Below are 19,598 nucleotides of genomic sequence, written 5' to 3'. Positions count from 1 at the left end.
ATGGTGTTCCAGTTGTTCTGCCAAGGGCATTGCTGGGTAGCTAAGTTCGGAAGGGATAACCGCTGAAAGCATCTAAGCGGGAAGCCCACTCTAAGATGAGATTTCCCATGACACTAGTCATCTGAAGGCTCGTTGTAGACTACAACGTTGATAGGTCGGGTGTGGAAGCGTAGCAATACGTGGAGCTTACCGATACTAATAAGCCGTGCGGCTTATCCACATTTTTTTGATTAACAACTACTGATTACTCTACTATTCGATTATCGAGAATTTAGCGACTCTTTCAAAATGACTTGTCTTTACAGGCATTTTGTACTAGAGAAGCTTATCCCCGAAGGGGGTGCACAGCACCTACCGGAAAGGATTTATATATAGCTGAAAAACACAAAGTTTTTCGGCGGTCATAGCGAAGAGGCTCCACCCGTTCCCATTCCGAACACGGAAGTTAAGCTCTTCAGCGCCGATGGTACTGCATGGGCAACTGTGTGGGAGAGTAGGTCACCGCCGATTTTATATATAGAAAGCCCGATTGATTAATTTCAATCGGGCTTTTTGTGTTTGTATCAACATATTCATTTATAAAGCTTCATACTATCAGTACGATACAGCTAACGTTTTGTTTTCCCAGACCTACTGCTATTCATTTTCGGCGGTCATAGCGAAGAGGCTCCACCCGTTCCCATTACGAACACGGAAGTTTCCTGAACTGTTCACCACTACGTTCGAATCGATATGACTTACTCCCCATCGTCGCCTGCGAGATAAGCGTACAAGAGTACAGCTCATCTCACAGCTCCTTGACGAGCAAGTCATCTCAATCCGTGAACACTACAGGACCAGCTCCTCAGCGCCGATGGTACTGCATGGGCAACTGTGTGGGAGAGTAGGTCACCGCCGATTTTCTATATAGAAAGCCCGATTGATTAATTTCAATCGGGCTTTTTTGTTGTGTTAAAACACGCGTCTCTTCGTTTAGTCTGTTATATCTTTCTATACCATGCATGCAACAGCGTGTTTTCCTGGTCCGGCTGACATTCTCTCAAGCCTTTCCTGCACCTCTATGCATCGGGTAGCAATAGGACGAGCCATTAGCCGCTTTAAGCCTATTTCCTCTCCGGATATCTCGCAATAGCCGTACTCGCCCTCTTCGATGAGACCTAAAGCAAAATCAATTTGTCTAATAAGGTGTTGTTGACGATTTCTCGTCTCAAGATCACGAGCCATATCAGAATTCGACGCACTTTGGTCAACAGGGTCCGGCTTACGCATTGGCGTTTCTTTCAAAGCTTTTGTAAAACTATCGCGAGCTATTTCTAATTCAGAACGCCAGTTATTTAATTGCTGCTTGAAATAGTTAAGTTGTCTCTCAGACATGTATTCTTCTTTTTCGTCTGGAAAATAATCTCCCCTCTCATAACTGCTCATGTTCGCTCCTCTACATGTTATAAATCACTGAAGAATGATGAACCTATTGAGATGATTTGGCTGCCACAGTCACACCTTGGTACTGTATAGAACCACGACTGATTTAGAATTACATTAACCGAGGATCAATTTTTTATTACAACGAAGTCGCTCCCTACCCTTCCTGGCATCTACTAAAGAGCCGGGCAATCATCGTGGCAAAACATTCTCATCCGTGCTACAGTTCCGCACCAATATATAGTTGTCTTATGAGTTTTTTCTTACCTTATTGTTCTATGACCTTATTCTCCCGCTATTCACCCCTTTTAAAGCATATTACCCCTCCGAGAAATATCCTCATTCTTCTCGCAGTGCTTATGCTTGCCGAAAACGGTATCGCTCTCCTTACTCCTTGGATTGCCGGCCAGTTAACGAAATCGATTCTTTCAGAGACAACGTTTTTATCCCTTTCGTATAAGCAGATGATATTGATACTCTTCTTTGTCATCTCTATTCAATGCCTGCTATCCTATATAAGCCGCTTGATCTCAGGTTCGACCGCTGAACGTATGCTGGTACAATTACGAACTCATCTTTATAATCATCTACAAGGACTTCCGTTATGTTTTCATCACAACAGAAAACATGGTGAGACTCTTGCGCTTATCACTAATGATTCTGCTGTCATCAGCAGTTTTGTTACAGGTACTCTCATTGGTATTGTGCCGCACATTCTCACTGCATTCGGTGCTGTAATTTGTATAGGTATATATAATCCGTTAATTGCCGCTCTTGTTGTTATCCTGATCCCACTGTTCTATATTCTCATTAAGTTATTAGGGCGTCGGGTTCGCCCGATAACACGACAATTGATGGATCAGTACGCTGCTACATTTTCAATAGCTGAAGAAAATCTCTCATCGTTGTCTACTATAAAAATATTCACTCGCGAAGGCCTTGAGAGTTCTCGATTTAACGGTAGTAATGAACGCCTTTACGAGCTTTCCTATAAGTATCTCAACCACCAGGCAAGGCTCGCACCTATCGTTAAACTTGTTGCAACCGGTATAGTTCTCTTAATACTTTTACTTATTGGAGATGATATCTCGAGTGGCTACCTCTCTACGGGTGATATTGTAAGTGTCATGCTTTATGGTATGCTGCTGACCCAACCAATAAGCAGACTTGCTGACACCTACGGCCAAATTCAACGCACTGCCAGTTCAGCCGACCGTTTGCTTGAAGTATTTGATTACGAAACCGAACAGGTCGACAAAGGTATTGAACTACCGGCAATTTCAGGCAGAATTGAAATCTCTAACATTAGCTTCTCGTATCCTGGTAGAAAGGATATCCTTGAAAATCTCTCGTTAACCATTCAGCCAGGAGAGACATTAGCCATTACTGGTGAAAACGGGGCAGGAAAATCCACCTTAGCAACTCTCATTATGAGATTTTCTCACCCTTCAAATGGCAATATTCGAATCGATGGATTTGATATTGAGGATGTTTCACTTACCAGTCTAAGAAAACAGATCGGGCTTGTGGAACAACATGTTCTCCTCCAAAACACAACGGTTATAGAAAACATTCGTTTTGGTAAACCTGACGCAACTGACGAGGATATTGTTCAAGCAGCGCAAGCTGCACACGCTTTGGAATTTATTTCCAACCTTCCTGCAGGATTTGATACCATCATCGGGGACCATGGAATAAAACTTTCAGGTGGGCAAAAGCAGAGACTATCTTTGGCACGCGCATTAATCAGTGACCCTGCAATACTTATACTCGACGAAGCCACTGCTATGTTTGACCCACAAGGTGAAATCCAGTTCATCGAAAATAATAGAAAACTACTCAACAGCAGAACTGTAATTCTTATCACTCACCGCCCTGCCAGTCTGTCGCTTGCCGACAGAATTCTACGACTGGAAAACGGATCATTTGTAATTGATTCCATGTCTGGTATTGCATAATTATTTATGTTTTCGTATAAGTAACCGATTATCTATCTTTATTTTTCTCTTGTCTCTAGTAACAGGATACCCCATGACCGTAAATTCCAAGCTCTCAGTTATTGTTCTTGCTGCCGGCAAAGGCACCAGAATGAAATCAGATAAAGCAAAAGTTCTCCACGAAGTATATTCAGCTCCTATGCTCCACCATGTGTTGAATGCCATTGCACCATTGGAGCCTGGCCGGACTATTACAATTGTAGGGCATCAACGTGAAGCTGTTATCGATTCCATAGCCAAATATGACTTTGTCCCTGTAACACAGGAAGAACAATTAGGTACTGGGCATGCAGTCCTCGTTGCTGAGCACGCTGTACCTGATGATTCAGACACCGTTATGATTTTATGCGGCGACACACCGCTAATACGCCCAGCAACTCTTCGTGAGATGTTTGAAAAGCATACTGAAAATGATGCAACACTCACGGTAATGACAACTTTACTTAACGATCCAACGAATTATGGCAGAATACTTTCAGATAGTGACAATCGTCTGCAAGGTATTGTTGAGCAAAAAGATGCAACATCAGAGCAATTAGCAATAACAGAGATAAATGCAGGTATATACTGCGTAAACCGAACGTTTCTCTTTAACGCACTTAAGGAAGTCGGCACCGACAATAGCCAGGGTGAGGTTTACTTGACAGATATAGTCAGTATGGCAGTCAGTTCCGGTTTAGTCGTTGAAAAATACGTCACACCGTATGCACAAGATGTGCTCGGCGTAAATTCGAGAATTGAACTCGCCCAAGCCCATGCTGAACTGCATATGCGTAAAAATAGGGAGATTATGCTTCAAGGTGTGACTATTCAATCCCCTGAGAGTGTATGTATTTCATCACAATCCTCTATAGGGAAAGATAGTCTGCTTATGAACGGGGTTCATTTAGAGGGCACTTGCACAGTTGGGGCGCAGTGTGTTCTACGACCGGGCGTCATTCTTACTGACTGTACAATAGGCAACAATGTTGAGATTGGTCCATACTCTGTACTTCGTGACTGCACTGTTACTGACGGTACCGTCTTAAAGCCGCATAGCACCTCTCACTAATCTGGACTTTTTGGTTATTGGAATATAATCTATAGTCGGAATAGGCAAATAGCGAAAATATATGTTGGATGATTAATCTTCGCTGTTTTCTTTTACGAATATTGTTTTATTTCAGTACGCTAGTTTCATCTCGATTTCTACTTAAGTGATATCTTTGAGTGGATATTTTTTACTACCTCTTCGTTTAGACAACGTATCTTATCCCTCAAGCACCGACTCAATTATGGATATGCAGCAGATTCACAGCCCATAGCGATTACGTTTTTAATCACAAGAGCTGTAACTCACTTGATTCTTTTATTTTTAGTATATCAACAACAAAACCATCAGTACGCAGATTTCCTCTTATCAACTGGTAGTGGCCAATTATTGAGACATCGTTACACCAGGTGAAATATCATCTTACTGAGTACAGGTTTTTGCGATATAATCGTTTGACACAGACCCTCATTCAACGGAGCATACTATGAGCGACTTAAAGAAAATGTATAGTACCATTCTTGGTGACCAATTCCCGATGGACATGACCATCACCTTTGGCGATCAAAAACTCATTTATAAAAAACGAACTTGGAAAATCAGCAAAGAAGATGGTTCTGTTGACGAACGGGGAATCAGATATGGGGAGAATCCCGATCAGGAAGCCGCACTCTACGAATTAGTCAACGGCAACCTGACTCTTGGTGATTGCAAATATATCGAACCGGGTAATGGTCTCGTATCAGCTATAGATGTAAAAGATATGCTTCAGGTAGGCAAGCACCCAGGTAAAATTAATCTTACCGATATAGACAATGGCCTGAACATTATCAAATACCTCGTTGACCGCCCTGCTGCAGTTATTCTTAAGCATAACAACCCATGTGGTGCTGCTTATGGCGAAACCCTTGCCGATGCCTTTAATCGTGCTAACAGGGCAGACAGGATTGCAGCTTTTGGTGGCGCTGTTGTAATGAGTCGTGCTTGTGACATTGACACAGCCGAACTTCTTGCCAAAAACTATTTAGAAGTGGTTTGCGCTCCGGAATTTGAAGACGGTACACTTGATATCCTGAAAAAAGCCAAAAACCTCCGTATTATTAAGATGGATCGTATTGACCGTCTCGCTGAGTTTGAAAAATTCAGATTTGTTGATTTCAAAAGTCTTATCGATGGCGGAATCATTGCTCAGCAATCTGCTGTAAACTCAATTCGTTCTATTGCTGATTTAAAACCTGCAGTGGCTACCTGGAAAGGTAAAGAATACACCTGTAACCGCCAACCAACAAAGCAGGAAATTGATGATATGATCTTTGGCTGGGCCATTGAGCATGGCGTAACCTCTAACTCCGTTCTCTATGTTAAGAATGGCTGTACTGTTGGTGTTGGAACAGGTGAACAAGACCGTGTGGGTGTTGCAGAAATTGCAGTAAACAAAGCGTATATAAAATATGCGGATATTCTTTGTTTCGATAAACTTGGAATTCCTTATGCTGATCTAGCGTTAGCAATAAGCAAAGGTGATCGAAAAGCTGAGGAAAAAGAAGCAATTGATGCACAGGTGAAAGCAGATAGAGCAGGTCTGCCTGGCTGCACTATGATTTCTGACGCCTTCTTTCCTTTTAGAGATGGTGCGGATGTAGGAATTAAACAGGGAATAACCTCTATCCTACAAGCAGGTGGTTCAATGCGAGATTTTGAAACCATAGAAGCATGCAATGAAGCCGACCCTAAAGTTGCAATGATGTTTACAGGTCAGCGATCTTTTAAACATTAAAATTATTAATCTAATTCAGACGGATACCGTGTTCAGCATAGTCTTTCCGTCTGGATTAGAAATTTTAATCGGCATTGACGTGGTCAAATAAAAATGGCTACTTTTTCAGTACCATCTTTTTGTTCTACCAAAGATAATGCAGACAAAAGAGTTCCCTTTCAACTCCCCCCCCCCTCTAACATCTATTAAGGATCACAGTTGATTTGCCGGTAACTCTTGGTATTTATCGATATCAGGAAGATTGCACAAGACAATTGCATGAGAATGCGTCAACCAAGCATGAGCAACAACAGCAGAATCCTCTTTGGCCACACCAACACGAAGTGTTACATCAAAACCATTTTGCATACAAATTTCTCTTCCTGCCAGAGCCTTTGACAGGCATGTTGTGTAAGGAACAAGCGTTGCTGCACTTTCTACTAGTTGACAAATACGGTGGAGGGCACCTGACGAATGATCATGTGTAGTCTGTTTACTGCTGGTCTGTTCCATCCCATCTAAAACGAACTTCAAACTGCATAGTTTAAGGCTGAGACGATAGTAGAGCAGTAACCAGAAGGCCTGCAAAAATATCTGCTTTTCGTTGCTGTTTAAGTCGAAAAACTTACCTATTTTACTTGCCCTGAACAACAATGAGCCCATTTTTCTCTAAGTCGTTTAAAAAGTCGATTAAATCGTTTATACACTGTTCTTCTGAAACATCATAGTTATCCAGAATCTCTTCAACTATCTGACTAAAGGTTACTTCTTTCTCTAATAAATTCCAGATTGTAGTACCAACAGGGTCAAGACCACTGTACATCCCTGAATTAATATCTAAAATAACTGTTTCACCATCAAGTTCTGTAGATAACTTTTCTCTTGATTTCAGGAATAAAAAGTTATAAACATCTTGTGCGTTTATTGAATTATCAATCATATTAAGCAATTACCTTCACCTATATCATACGCTAAATTACAATATATTTTCTATAATAGAAGTAAGTTAAGAGCAAATTTATTCAACCTGAATTGCGAACTAGACATTCACCCATTTATTATCCTGCGAAGATTTCACACACGCGTCACATACTTGTAATGTATAGAAACCATCATTACCCACTACAGGATTTTCTACAGCATCATTTAAATATGATTGCCAATCAGTTAATAGATGTGAGATGGTCGGTTTCTGTTTAATTTTTTCCACACTTGAAAGCAAATTATTCTTGATACGTTTTGTAAACGAGTGAATTTGATCGGCGTGCAATTGACCTTCTTTACAAACAAACTCATATCTGCCACTTCGAGCTTGCCCTACTTTACTCACATCGATAGTTCCTAATGTCCCATCTTCTAATTCGGCCAGAATTGTGAAGAGGTCTGCAAGATGTTTGGAGTGAATGCAGCGTGCCGCAGCCATAACCCTTACTATTCGTAAACCAGTTATAACTCTTAAGGCATCAAAGATATGAACAGCGGTATGGATAATGACACCAGATCCAGCTTGTTCGATATCATCATGCCAGGCAAGGCTTGACGGTTCTAGACGCTGATTGATTGCAAAGGAATGCAGTTTCCCCATTGAAGGGAGCTGCTCTTTTAAAGCTTTAATAACAGGGTTATAGCGTAGCGTCTGCCCAACAGTAAGCTTGCAGTTGCTATCGTTCATGATCTTTACGATCTCTGCGGCTTCTTTTCCATTTCTTGCTAAAGGTTTTTCAATGAGCAGAGGCTTTGAGGCAGCAGCACAGTGTTTTGCGACTTCTAGATTTAATACTGGAGGAGTTACGGCAATAATGGCATCAATCTCAGGATTACTTACGAGATCCTTCCAATCTGCAAAGTATTTGGTATTCCATTTTTGGGCCTGAGCAATGCCCTCAGATGAACGACGGCTTATTCCTGAGAGAGTTAGGCCTTGAATATCATTGACTATATGATTTGCATATCTGCTGCCATGAGTGCCAGTGCCGATTATACCTACTCGAATATTTTTATCTGTACTCATCAGGTATTCACCTCACACCCCTTAGAATTTATCTGCACAACCAGTATGTCATTTTGGTAATGCTTCTGAAGATCTTGGGTAATTACAGTTCGGAAGAAAATTACATATCCAACAACGCTAACAGTAAAAAGCAGAAACGCTATCAAAACGATAAACACAGATAGGCTCTTTAAAGAAACCAACTTCTTCTTTTGCGGAGCCCTTTTTCTAGTTGGCTTCTTTTTGGATACTTTTTTATCAGGCGCTTTACGTTGCATACTTCCTTCGTTTTTATCCGTCGTAGTCGCGAGTTGTTCGATTCTGACTCCTGACTGGGTTATTTTTCTCTACTAAGAACGTACCCGGCAAGTGAGGTTAAAAGAGCTTTATCTTTCAGAGCATCCTGACTTGAAAAAACGTGTAACTGCTCGATTGCCTGAGTTACTGATTTTATTGCCTGACTTCGAGTTTCAACAAATCCATCGCAACTCTCAATAAGCGATTTTACTGCCTGCAATTCATTACAGCGATGGTCTTGGTCCTCAAGAACAGTATGCAACCACGTTTTTTCTTCTTCACTTGCACGGTTCAGAGTGATGATTACCGGCAAGGTCATTTTACCTTCTGCCAGATCATTACCAACAGGCTTGCCCGTTTTTTGTTCATCCCCAGTAAAATCAAGCAGATCATCAACCATTTGGAAGGCACAGCCCAATCCTACGCCATATTCACGCAATGCATTTTGCTGTGTATCATTGCCACCACCAAATATTGCACCCACTTCACACGATGCAGCTATTAGCAACCCGGTCTTGCCCATTATAGCATTGTAATAATCATGCTCAGACAAATTCAGCTGAACAGCATTTCTCAGCTGCATAAACTCACCATCAACCATGCCTGATGTTGCGTCACAGAATATGCTTAAGCCTTTCTCGCCAACCATGCGACCAACAATTTCCATGGATCGTGCATGAAGGAAATCACCCGCCAGAATTGCAGAGACAAGACCAAACTGTCTATTAACAGCAGGTCGCCCTCTTCGTGTTTGAGCGTTATCAATTACATCATCATGAAACAGCGTTGCAGCATGAAGATATTCGAATGCTTTGGCGAGTTCATACGCGTCATCCCCTTCATAGCCGCACATTCTGGCTGAAAGTACGGTTAGAAGTGGTCTAACACGCTTGCCACCATTAAACAGGCCGTACTCCAACACTTCAACTAACAGAGGATCAACATGAGGTTTTAAACTCTCAATATCACGCCGCATCGCCTCATCAATCTTTTGTGATTCTGTCTTGATGGCCTCTAAGAGCATTTCGGTATCATTCATGATGTGTTTTTCTTGTTTTTATATCTTTCGTATTACTACAAGGATTTATACGATATTATCTACGTTGTAAAATTCAGCAATCGGCTGAAACGTCCTCACTACAGGAGATGGCGGTAAACTGTTTCTAAAATGTCGTCCATACCCTTTTGTAAACAGACGGACATCGAGAATCGCAATAACGCCTCTATCGGTTGCTGACCGCATTAACCGCCCTACTCCCTGCCGTAAAGTTAGTATAGCTCGAGGTACCTGAAAATCGAAAAAAGCATTTCCCCCATTTGCCGTTACAGCCTGAGATCTTGCCTGAATAACAGGGTCTGTAGGAACTTCAAAAGGTAGCTTATCGATAATAACACAGCTGAGTGCTTCGCCCTGAACATCAACGCCTTCCCAAAAACTTGCAACAGCGACAAGAACAGAATTTTCAATTTCCCTAAACGATTGCAACAGAGCACTTCGCGAGCCTCGTCCCTGCACCAGAATAGGATAATCTAAATGTTCTTCAAGGTACTGTGCCATATTCTCCATACCACGAAAGCTGGTACATAACACTAGTCCCCGACCATTACTGAGCTTTAATAGCTCACATGCTCGAACACAAGCCTGGAGTTGATAATCATGTGATGCTGGTTCAGGAAAGCTCACCTCTGGAACATACAAAAGCGTTCGATGCTTATGATCAAAAGGTGATGCAAGTCGAATATACTCAATACCTGCTGGCAACCCGAGTCGATCCTGCAAATACGAGAAATCTCCAGCTGTAGATAATGTTGCAGAGGTCATTATGCACCAATCAACATTTCCATATAATGCCTTTTGAAGATGATCTGCAACTTTAACCGGAGTCGATGATAGAGAAACTGAGCGCTCACGTCGTTCATACCAATAGACAAAGCCATCGCTATCTGTGGCATCAGCTGGTATGGAGATGTCGATCAAATTCTTACACAGTTCCTCTGCCCGCTTTTCGAGTGTCAACCAACCTTCACCGTATTGTCTATATTGGGCGAGTTCTTCCACCAGCCTTTCAATCCCACTTGAAAGTAGATCTATCTCGGCCTGCCAGGCACTGGGAGAAATCGATTTGATAAAAGCATTGAGGTGAAATCTTCCCCTCTGCGCCGGAAAAAGTGAAGCGAATTCTTCTGTACGTTTTTTTACGCCTCGCGCAGAACCACATATTTTTTTGGCTTTTACTGGATCCAGATCAGTATCGGCCTGTCTTTCAATATCTGATACCAGATCAATGAGTTGATACTGGCTAAAGCTTTTACCGAAAAAGGATGTCGCTACGTTTTCTATATGATGGGCTTCGTCGAAAATCACACCTTCGTAACGCGGAAGCACCTCCCCAAAACCAGACTGGCGTAGAGCAAGATCAGAGAAAAACAGGTGATGGTTCACTACAAGCAACGATGCATTTCCAGCATTTTTGCGTATTCTATTTACAAAACAATGAGCGGCATCAGGACATTCTCCTCCAAGACACTGATTTGAATGTGCTGAAATTTTCGACCATAAAGAGGATCTCTCAGGTAACCAATCCAGTTCAGCCTTATCGCCTTCTTCGGTTGAATTCAGCCACGCCTCGATGCGTTGAAGATCAGAATCATCTGTTAAGGAGAGTTGCGCAGACGAACGATATTGATACCATCTATATAAACAGAGATAATTTTGCCGACCTTTTATACAGATAACAGGGACATTTTTACCAAGCACTTTTTCAATGAGCGGAATCTCCTTGTTCATAATCTGATCCTGGAGGTTAAGCGTTGCTGTTGAAACAACGATCCGCTTGCCTGAAAGAATAGCTGGTATAAGATAGGCCAGCGTTTTACCAATTCCGGTTTCCGCCTCAACAACCAACACCTTTGCCAGATCAGTAACACTCTCAACTTCCTCTCCTGATATCAAACGGGTAACCGCTTCAGACATCTCTTTTTGGCCTTCGCGAGGCTCGTAATTGTCAAGATACCTGGACAGGGGCCCTTCTGGGGAAAAAAACTCTGACATTGTCTAATGATAGTTAAGAGGAAAGCCGGGAAAATATTTCTCTAAGGAAGATATTTCAAAAAATGTGTAGTGAGTATACAATAGAAATGCGTACACGAGTACACGAATTTCATGCTATTTTGTCGTCGACAAAGATAAAGGTGCTGTTTTTGCGTATAAGAAATGACATAATTCATGAAATAAAACCTTCTGCTACCCTACCAGGTCCCGCATAGCAACTCAGGCAGGCTTATGGTCGAACTTCTCAGCGCATCTGACTCACAACCATCTTTAACCGCATCCCAGTTGCTGGACAAGGGTGAGGCGGTAGTAATTGTGGATGATTCTCCAGAAGTTGTTCTGCTTCTCAATCATTACCTCGATAAACAGGGATTAACAGTCTTGCAGGCCGGCAGTGCTGCTGAACTTTATACTCTTCTCGAAACAAGCCGCATCGCCCTTGTACTTCTAGACATCGGCTTGCCTGACAAGGATGGGACCGAAATCTTAAAAGAGATTGTGCCCCTGTACCCTGATCTTGGTATCATTATGGTTACAGGCTCTACTGATCTTTCTCTTGCTTTAGATTGCCTGAGACAGGGGGCAGATGACTATCTTGCAAAACCTGTAAGCATTGCTCAATTTAATCATATAGTCTTATCTACCTTAAAAAAGCGCCGCCTTGCCCTTGATAACAGAATCTTTCAAAAGGAACTCGAAGCAACCAATTACAGGACGAAGTTTCTCCATGGCCTTAACCTGAAGATGAATACAGTCTATCTCGGAACTGTCGAACTAAAAGGAATCCTCCAGGCAATACTCGTAGGAATCACTTCAGAAGAGGGGCTTAAGTTTAACCGTGCTTTTCTCGCTCTATATAACACAAAAACGCAGATGTTAGAGGGTCGCCTTGCAATAGGTCCTGCATCACTGGCAGATGCCAATAGAGTATGGTCCTCAATTAAGCAGAATGACCTGCATCTTCAGGACATCATAAATAATTTCCAAACAACTCAATCTGAAGGTGATGCAGCGGTAACACAAATTGCAAAACAGTTACAAATCCCCATTTCAAATTCAAACCATGTTCTTATTGCAGCTGGCAGAAAACGGCAGAGTATCTCTGTGCTTAACGGCTTTGCTGACGATTATGATGTTCCTGAGGAGCTCATCAACACTCTGGGTCATGACTCTTTTGTCATAGTGCCACTTTTTTCGCCTAGCAAATCCCTGGGAGTTATAGTTGTTGATAATTTCGTAACTCGAAAAACCATTACCCCAGATGACATTCAGGCGCTTGAAATATTTGCCAGTCAGGCGAGCCTTGCCATAGAACACAGCCATCTCTATGAGGACATGCGTGTAAAAATTCATGAACTCGAGATGGTCACTCAAGAGCTCAACAGAAGTAAAGATCTGCTTGTTGCTTCAGAACGTTACTCGGCAGTCGGTCATATGTCTGCTCAACTGGTTCACGTGATAAGAAATCCGATTACTTCAATTGGCGGGACTGCACGATTACTTGCCAAGAAAACGGATGACGAATATATCTCGAGTTTTTTGGATATTATCACCAGGGAAGCCGCGAAAATAGAATCCACACTTGAAGACCTTTTCAATTTTGTTGAAGACAGAGAGTTAAACCTCGCCCCCCACTCACTTTTTCCACTGATTCGCCGAAGCGTCATGATTTTTTATGCTACCATGAAGAATTCTAATATAACTTACGCTTTAAACTTGGAAGGAGAGAGTCCGATGCTAATGGTAGATGGTACAAAATTACGCCAGGTATTCATGCATCTCGTTAAAAATGCAATTGAAGCAATGGTAGGCGGGGGAATCCTGACTGTTACGAGTAGGGAAGAAGGGGAATCAATTGTTGTAAGTGTCACTGATAGCGGTGCAGGAATCACAGAATCAAATCTCCATCACGTGACTGACCCGTTTTTTACTACCAAAACCTATGGAACTGGAATGGGGCTTACCATTGTGGAGAAAATTTCAGCCATGCACGGAGCATCATTTTCACTTGATCATAATTCTGACGGCGGGATGGTGGCTAAATTACGACTGCCAAAGAGTTTACTCGTTCCTGAGACCTGATATGCAGCAGGCAACAACAAGAAGTGTCATTGCAATGATAAGTGTATCTTTTTGTGCATGTATAAATGCTTCTTGCAATTCAATAGAATACTGCTGGAGAGTATACCCGTTAGAGTATCTGTAAAACATCACAGAAAAACACGATCCTGCCAGACCTGCCCCAGTTAGCATCCCAAAATTTCTGGCTGTTGCCAGAATTCCCGATGTGATCCCTGCATATCTATCTTCTACCTTTTTGAGAATTGATGCACTGTTCGGGGAAAGAAAAATGGATTGACCAGCACCAAGCAGTGTAAGTGATAAACAAATCGAGACTGCACTGGAACCAGCCTCCAATTGCATCAAAAATATAATCGCTGTCAGACTTACTAATAGGCCGATAGTGGAGATTATTCGCGCATTGCCAAAACGATCATATAGCCAGCCTGAAAATGGTGAAATCACGACAAGGCTAACGGGTAGACTCATCATGACCATGCCTACCTTGCTGGCAGGATATAGTAGAATATAATCGAGATAGAAAGGTATTAATATTAAGGGGATAAAGAGAGATGCAAACGACATAGCTGCTGTTGCAACTCCGATCCAGTAAAAGCGTTTTCGTACTAGAAAAATCGGCAGAATAGGATCACTCGATTTCATCTCGACTTTCACGAAAAGCCCAAGGAGAATCATAAAAGCAGAAACTATTAAAGCCAGACTGACAGCTGATGTAGACTTCCAGTTTATTAGAGCAACATAGACAGCAACCAGAAGAACCCAAAGTATACCGCCAGGCAGGTCGTTTTTTTTTGAATTATTGCGGGAGGTTTCTTGTCCAATTGTCACCAGGTAGCTTCGACCTATTACACACACCGCTAAACCAATAGGCAAAGAAATCAGGAATACCCCTCGCCATGAATAATACTCAAGAATCAGGCCACTTACCAATGGCCCACTCATCAATCCGAATGAGGTTGCAATCCCTAAAAGGCCTAAGGTTTTTCCTAAATGCTCTTTAGGGCATGTCTGACGTAAAATCGCAGGGCCGGAAGACATCATCATTGAAGCCCCAAGCGCTTGAATACATCTGGCAACAACGAGTAAATAGAAACCAATAGCCAGAGAGCAAAGGGCAGCCCCAAACATAAAAACGATCATCCCAATCAAATAGATTTTGCCTTTTCCATGTTGATCGGCGAAACGTCCCCAAAAGACAAGGGTGCAGGTAATTATAAGAAGGTAACTAAGTACTACAAACTTCACCTCATAAAGACTCACTGCAAAATGACGTGTAATCTCTGGTAAAGCAACGTTGACCATACTGCTGTCCATTGTTGACAGCAAAACGCCACTTGCAACCAGAAAAAAATAGACCCAACGATTTTGCTGTTCTTCGTTCTCCATACTTTCTTATAAATCTAATATAGATAGAATTCCAGAAAGACCTGCGTTTCATCATTAGAACAAATAAAAAAAGGTGGATTCCCACTTAAGGGAATCCACCTTTTCAAGATGTAATACTAAATTTGGTTAAACCAAAATTAGTAAGCAATCTCCAGAGAAAGACCGAAACCGAAAGGATTGTCGGCGTTAGTATCACCTGGTGTGTCAACATCTGCGTAACCTGCAATAGCTTTCAGGGTAGCACCATCGGTAACTGCGTATGCTGCAGTTGCGCCGATATCAAAAATACCATCAAGATTATCAGTGTCAGCGTAACCAACAGAGGCGCCGAGGGTCAGCTTCTCAGAAGCTTTGAATGAAGCTGCGAGAGAGAAGAAACTAGTGTCGCCATCAGCACCAATTGCGTTACCACCGATCTGGGAAGCGTCACCGTAAATAACAAAGCCAGATGCGAAATCGTCATCAACAACAAAACCGTCGTTAGCAAAACCAGCAGTAGCGGTAAGGCTTGCAGCGCCGAGTGGCATGCTAGCCGCAATGAAACCACCCATTGCATCATCGGTTCCACCTGCAAGGTCTGATTCAATGAAAGAAATCTCAGCTTCAAGGCCTACACCTACATCACCAGAAACATTGATGGTTCCCATGAAACCTTCATTACCCTCGTCAGCATCGTCACTTACGTACATAGCGCCAGCGGTCATAGCCCAACCACCACCGAACTTCTGATTCAGTACAGCACCAAAACGGTCGCTATCATTACCAGTTACAGATATATCTTCTTCTTCGAGGATATCATAGAATGCAACAAGATTGGTGTTATCAGCAGCATACTTCACCTGAACGAAATCTGCAGCATTGTCATAGTAGAAGAATGGAGTAACAGAACGGTATGAAAGACCACCTTCAAATGTAACAGGACCCATAGGAACACCGATGTATGCTTTGTCGATGTACAGGTTGCTTTTTTCACCACCAGCTCGTGTATTTGTAGTTCCATTCAAGGTGGTATCAGCAAGACGGAAACGACCTACTGCGTAAGCACCACCCTTAGTGGTAGCTTTCCACTGAAGACGTACACGCTCGTTGAAAAAATCATTGCTGTCTTTTGCAACATAGCCATCAGCTTCAACTTGTGCTTTAGAATCGAATGCGTTGTAATCAGACTGGTTGTAATAACGAACACGAGCATCGCCACTGAAAGTTACATCTGCCATAGCGGTAGAAACCATGGTGCCTGCGAGCATAAGTCCTGCAGCTGCTACGAGTACTTTTTTCATCTCTTTCTCCTTAAGACTTTAAGTAAGTTTCCCCTTTCGGGGGCTTTTAATTACTTCGTTACCAAGGCTCCAATCCCTAGTGAAGCAATAAAAACGTTTGAGTAGTGTTTACTCATTTAAAATTCATACAGTTCTTTTATACTCACAGCCATTCGATGTCAAGGATTTTTTACTTTGGTTTAATTTTTTATACTTCTACCTCAACATCGTGTATACAGATGAAAAATACAGCTACATTTTTGCAAAATGCTTATCCCATGAACCCGCAGTTTCAATTATTTTACTCCCTCGACCCCTAACTCATACCGAAGCAATTTGCTTTCTTCATTAAAGACCAACCCGAACAGTACTTTATCTGGTATTTGGGCTACGTATAGCTGAATACTATCGTTTCTATCACCAGCTTGATTGAGGCTGTAATCTGCGATATAGCCATTAATCTTATTAGTGTGCCACATCTCCTGCATCACATCATCCTTCCAACTGAGGCACGCAATAGAACCACCATCATATTCCCGTGTTTCAGAGATCCATTTGGACCACTGGCGTGCATTTCTGCCAATAATAATTTCCTGAGCATTATCGCCATCAAGATCAACAGCAATCAATCGTGTAGGAATAAATGTGGTTACACGATCAAAGTCTGCCTCCGTTGTCCCCCCACTAAGGTCGCGATTAGATTTCACACTGCTTTTTGTCGGGCCAAAAAAATTACGGCTACCGCCAAAATCATCTTCACTCACCCAAATAAGGCTATTGCTACTGTCATAAACCAGCAATTTTTCACGGTTGTCTATTGCAACAAGTTCAACAGTGCCATCGCCTGCAAGGTCGGCCCATATAAAATCAAACAATCGTATGTTTTTTGGTAACCCGAGCTTCTTATCTTCCCTGATATTTTTAAAATCAGAATCAAATGCCATTTTCGCTACGCTACCGCGAACATATCCATCAACACCACTCTTGCTGCCTTTTTGACCAGCAAGCATCAAACCTTCACCTGGCTTGGTTACTGGTCTCAGATACCAGCCGTTTACCTTTGCAATCTGACTAAGTCCGGCAGAACTTCTATAATTATATATAGCTGAGATAGCTTTTTCACCTTCGTTACCACTGATAACGATCTCCATCAAACCATCATTGTTCAAATCTGCGATGCTCACTGCATTAATTTTATATTGAACACCTATTTTATGTTCTGCAAGTTTTCGAAACCGGGTATCGTCGAACTGGAAGATCTCAATAGATGTTCTTGAAGCAGCAATTATCTCCAGCGATCCGTCACTATCGACATCACCTGTCGCCATAGCCACCATCATTGTAGGAATTGGGGAACTACGTCGAACACCAAGTGCTTGTACTGCAGCTCCACCCTCTGCCACTATCGAACCACCATAAACACCTTTTTTGAAGATCTTCTCAGGGTGCTCAGTGGAAAACCCCGATACACTCTTACTCGCGTCGGTTCCCCCGGTAACAGCAACTATATCTGACGTTTTTACTCCGAGACCTTTTGCTGTTATGTCCTGCACCAAGCCTTCAACAGATTGCAATATTTCAGATTCATTTACTGCCAAAGCACTGAATTTACCTTCAACATCAACTAAAGAACTACCACGCAGAGACACTTGAATTTTGAGCCCTGTCTGTAAAGCATAGAGAGCACCGGTAACAACATAGTCGGTATTAAATTTTTTGAAAAACGTTTCATCCTCAGGAAGATTGCCACCTTGTAAAAGCAGATTAATCGCTTCTGCATTCACACTATAATCGACAATTTCGATTCCTTCCTTTGAGCCAAGTCGACTGGAAATCATTGCTCTAATGCTGTCAGTCAAATAAGAGAAATTCCCACTGGATGTACCATCAAAAGGCAGCACCATTATTCGTGAAGCGCCACTACTCATTTCGGCACTTACTGAAAAAGCACCGGCAATCATCATGCAAAAAACAATTACAGCTGTAAACCTGCGCAACATAATATCTCCTGTATGTGCATCGTTGTCATAAGATCAGAAACGCTATTCTGCTACCTAGGAGGCTGTCTGACAATGGCCTTTCCACCCATATCTTCGTTAAACTCGAAAAATTATCCTCGGAATATCGATTATATGCCTCCGGTAATTTTGCGAGTTTGCCTTGATCTGAGCGAAAATTGCTATTCTCGGACAAGCTCCTAGTATCCATCCCGAAGCGAAGGATTTTCATCCTAATCGACGCGCACCATAAATTTCACCACAATCATATATATGATATTGCGAGGATAAAATTTAAAAAGCAACGAAGAGTTAAATGGAAAGCACCGTTTTCGAATGGAAACTAACTAACTGGATAGTACCTATAGCTCACTTTCTATAGTGCTGCAAGACAGAGTAGCAGTCTTGCACAATTGATCAGGCTTTCGTTAATATTCAGAATTCACACGAATTGCGCACCGGTTTTGCCAAATTCTTTTAACTTTTTACTAAAAATGGTCTTGACATTTGCTCGTGGAGAGTCCAATATTGAACTTAAGTATAATTTTTTGTACCAAAATTCTTTCCAGGTCCAAAAGTCTGTATCAAGCAGCAGGACTAACCGACACACAAGACAATGAACAGATTACTCCTTCTCATAACATGCATTTTCACATTTCAGACCGCGCCATTACTGGCTGCGGATCTTGAAACGCATAGCGTTTACAAAGTGACCACATACAATCTGGGTGCGTTACTTGGTGATAGCAGTAATGGGAATAATAGTATGCAAAATTACGAACCATTACTCATCACAAGTACAAAAGCAGATATACTCAATGAGCAGCCACAATTGTCAGTACCGCTTACTGATATAGGCCAATCTCAATCCCCACAGGGCTTTGCAATTGCCGCTGAATACAATGCATTACCTCAACTTGCTGTTCAAGGCGTTCTTGGTGTAACCGGTAAGTCCTGGGATCCCGGCACATCCAGCAATAGTTCCAGCTGGGAAGCAAACCTTGGTGTTGTCTATCACTTTCTCGATAACCTCAGCTATCAGATTCATTTTGGATACATGGAAACCGGAGATATCTTCAGTGAGAGGAATAGCTATAGTGATGTAGAAAGTATTATTATGATTAGTAACAAACTCACCATGAGTTTTTAGAATCATTGCAACTGACGATTACTAACAGCCCCTCGCCCATTTGGGCAAGGGGCTTTTTTTTTGCAACAAGCCGGGAATACTTTTTCATACGGTTTCTCATATATATACACGCGGTCACCCTCCCCTGCTTGACAAGATCCTGCTGGTGGAATAAAAGTCGACTGCAACAAATATCTTCCT

The 19,598-nt window shown here is 42.1% G+C and carries 14 protein-coding genes and 2 rRNA genes (1 of these 16 cut by a window edge); 7 read left to right on the top strand and 9 right to left on the bottom strand.

The window, feature by feature from the left end; genetic code table 11:
- Together FCL46_RS01810 and rrf are read left to right on the top strand one after the other, a co-directional pair.
- Positions 1-220: ribosomal RNA gene (locus FCL46_RS01810) — 23S ribosomal RNA — on the top strand (it extends 2,698 nt beyond the left edge of the window).
- 173 nt (positions 221-393) lie between these two features.
- Positions 394-510 (top strand): 5S ribosomal RNA (gene rrf / locus FCL46_RS01805).
- Between the two features lie 480 nt (positions 511-990).
- On the opposite strand, the gene FCL46_RS01800 is transcribed toward rrf, so the two are convergent.
- Entirely contained in the window at positions 991-1,425 is a 435-nt protein-coding gene (locus FCL46_RS01800; protein ID WP_136809667.1) for a TraR/DksA family transcriptional regulator, read from the bottom strand.
- Between the two features lie 275 nt (positions 1,426-1,700).
- Between FCL46_RS01800 and FCL46_RS01795 the strand changes: the two genes are divergently transcribed.
- From FCL46_RS01795 to FCL46_RS01785, 3 genes are all read left to right on the top strand, one after another.
- The gene (locus FCL46_RS01795; protein WP_167506013.1) at positions 1,701-3,380 is read left to right on the top strand and encodes an ABC transporter ATP-binding protein; all 1,680 of its coding nucleotides are present in this window, start codon (positions 1,701-1,703) and stop codon (positions 3,378-3,380) included.
- 73 nt (positions 3,381-3,453) lie between these two features.
- Entirely contained in the window at positions 3,454-4,470 is a 1,017-nt protein-coding gene (locus FCL46_RS01790) for a bifunctional UDP-N-acetylglucosamine diphosphorylase/glucosamine-1-phosphate N-acetyltransferase GlmU (protein ID WP_136809669.1), read from the top strand.
- Positions 4,471-4,936: 466 nt separating this feature from the next.
- On the top strand, positions 4,937-6,226 hold the full coding sequence (locus tag FCL46_RS01785) for an IMP cyclohydrolase (protein ID WP_136809670.1): 1,290 nt from the start codon (positions 4,937-4,939) through the stop codon (positions 6,224-6,226).
- A gap of 192 nt (positions 6,227-6,418) precedes the next feature.
- Here the strand turns inward: FCL46_RS01785 and FCL46_RS01780 are convergent, their stop codons facing one another.
- The 5 genes from FCL46_RS01780 to FCL46_RS01760 all read right to left on the bottom strand — a co-directional run bounded on the left by FCL46_RS01780 (position 6,419) and on the right by FCL46_RS01760 (position 11,544).
- Positions 6,419-6,868, bottom strand: a complete 450-nt coding sequence (locus tag FCL46_RS01780) for a lasso peptide biosynthesis B2 protein (protein ID WP_136809671.1) — start codon at positions 6,866-6,868, stop codon at positions 6,419-6,421.
- A complete protein-coding gene (locus FCL46_RS01775; RefSeq protein ID WP_136809672.1) occupies positions 6,840-7,145 on the bottom strand; it encodes a PqqD family protein in 306 nt (101 codons plus the stop codon). Before FCL46_RS01775 ends, FCL46_RS01780 begins: the two co-directional genes overlap by 29 nt.
- 99 nt (positions 7,146-7,244) lie before the next feature.
- Positions 7,245-8,216, bottom strand: coding sequence for a Gfo/Idh/MocA family protein (locus FCL46_RS01770; RefSeq protein WP_136809673.1), 972 nt, complete (start codon positions 8,214-8,216; stop codon positions 7,245-7,247).
- Positions 8,217-8,532: 316 nt separating this feature from the next.
- Positions 8,533-9,531: a polyprenyl synthetase family protein gene (locus FCL46_RS01765; RefSeq protein WP_136809674.1), complete on the bottom strand. Its 999-nt coding sequence runs from the start codon at positions 9,529-9,531 to the stop codon at positions 8,533-8,535.
- A gap of 45 nt (positions 9,532-9,576) precedes the next feature.
- Positions 9,577-11,544 (bottom strand): DNA repair helicase YoaA, encoded by a 1,968-nt coding sequence (locus tag FCL46_RS01760; RefSeq protein ID WP_136809675.1) that lies wholly within the window; start codon positions 11,542-11,544, stop codon positions 9,577-9,579.
- Between the two features lie 231 nt (positions 11,545-11,775).
- Between FCL46_RS01760 and FCL46_RS01755 the strand changes: the two genes are divergently transcribed.
- The gene (locus FCL46_RS01755; RefSeq protein WP_136809676.1) at positions 11,776-13,626 is read left to right on the top strand and encodes a response regulator; all 1,851 of its coding nucleotides are present in this window, start codon (positions 11,776-11,778) and stop codon (positions 13,624-13,626) included.
- Here the strand turns inward: FCL46_RS01755 and FCL46_RS01750 are convergent.
- From FCL46_RS01750 to FCL46_RS01740, 3 genes are all read right to left on the bottom strand, one after another.
- Positions 13,606-15,012, bottom strand: a complete 1,407-nt coding sequence (locus FCL46_RS01750; RefSeq protein ID WP_136809677.1) for an MFS transporter — start codon at positions 15,010-15,012, stop codon at positions 13,606-13,608. The two genes, FCL46_RS01755 and FCL46_RS01750, sit on opposite strands and share 21 nt — an antisense overlap.
- A 137-nt stretch (positions 15,013-15,149) precedes the next feature.
- Positions 15,150-16,292, bottom strand: a complete 1,143-nt coding sequence (locus FCL46_RS01745; protein WP_136809678.1) for a hypothetical protein — start codon at positions 16,290-16,292, stop codon at positions 15,150-15,152.
- A gap of 275 nt (positions 16,293-16,567) precedes the next feature.
- Entirely contained in the window at positions 16,568-18,271 is a 1,704-nt protein-coding gene (locus FCL46_RS01740; protein WP_136809679.1) for an FG-GAP repeat domain-containing protein, read from the bottom strand.
- Between the two features lie 613 nt (positions 18,272-18,884).
- Between FCL46_RS01740 and FCL46_RS01735 the strand changes: the two genes are divergently transcribed.
- Positions 18,885-19,418 carry a hypothetical protein gene (locus FCL46_RS01735; protein WP_136809680.1) on the top strand — a complete coding sequence of 178 codons (534 nt, stop codon included), beginning with the start codon at positions 18,885-18,887 and terminating at the stop codon, positions 19,416-19,418.
- The last annotated feature ends 180 nt before the right edge of the window (positions 19,419-19,598 follow it).

Source organism: Desulfosediminicola flagellatus (assembly GCF_005116655.2).
Taxonomy (GTDB): Bacteria; Desulfobacterota; Desulfobulbia; order Desulfobulbales; family Desulfocapsaceae; genus Desulfopila; species Desulfopila flagellata.
This window is presented reverse-complemented; position numbering and strand designations above follow the sequence as displayed.

Coding starts and splice junctions, on each gene's coding strand:
- FCL46_RS01760 (WP_136809675.1), bottom strand. CDS start 11,544: ATGTCAGAGTTTTTTTCCCCAGAAGGGCCCCTGTCCAGGTATCTTGAC.
- FCL46_RS01745 (WP_136809678.1), bottom strand. CDS start 16,292: ATGAAAAAAGTACTCGTAGCAGCTGCAGGACTTATGCTCGCAGGCACC.
- FCL46_RS01775 (WP_136809672.1), bottom strand. CDS start 7,145: ATGATTGATAATTCAATAAACGCACAAGATGTTTATAACTTTTTATTC.
- FCL46_RS01765 (WP_136809674.1), bottom strand. CDS start 9,531: ATGAATGATACCGAAATGCTCTTAGAGGCCATCAAGACAGAATCACAA.
- FCL46_RS01790 (WP_136809669.1), top strand. CDS start 3,454: ATGACCGTAAATTCCAAGCTCTCAGTTATTGTTCTTGCTGCCGGCAAA.
- FCL46_RS01800 (WP_136809667.1), bottom strand. CDS start 1,425: ATGAGCAGTTATGAGAGGGGAGATTATTTTCCAGACGAAAAAGAAGAA.
- FCL46_RS01755 (WP_136809676.1), top strand. CDS start 11,776: ATGGTCGAACTTCTCAGCGCATCTGACTCACAACCATCTTTAACCGCA.
- FCL46_RS01780 (WP_136809671.1), bottom strand. CDS start 6,868: ATGGGCTCATTGTTGTTCAGGGCAAGTAAAATAGGTAAGTTTTTCGAC.
- FCL46_RS01770 (WP_136809673.1), bottom strand. CDS start 8,216: ATGAGTACAGATAAAAATATTCGAGTAGGTATAATCGGCACTGGCACT.
- FCL46_RS01795 (WP_167506013.1), top strand. CDS start 1,701: ATGACCTTATTCTCCCGCTATTCACCCCTTTTAAAGCATATTACCCCT.
- FCL46_RS01740 (WP_136809679.1), bottom strand. CDS start 18,271: ATGTTGCGCAGGTTTACAGCTGTAATTGTTTTTTGCATGATGATTGCC.
- FCL46_RS01735 (WP_136809680.1), top strand. CDS start 18,885: ATGAACAGATTACTCCTTCTCATAACATGCATTTTCACATTTCAGACC.
- FCL46_RS01785 (WP_136809670.1), top strand. CDS start 4,937: ATGAGCGACTTAAAGAAAATGTATAGTACCATTCTTGGTGACCAATTC.
- FCL46_RS01750 (WP_136809677.1), bottom strand. CDS start 15,012: ATGGAGAACGAAGAACAGCAAAATCGTTGGGTCTATTTTTTTCTGGTT.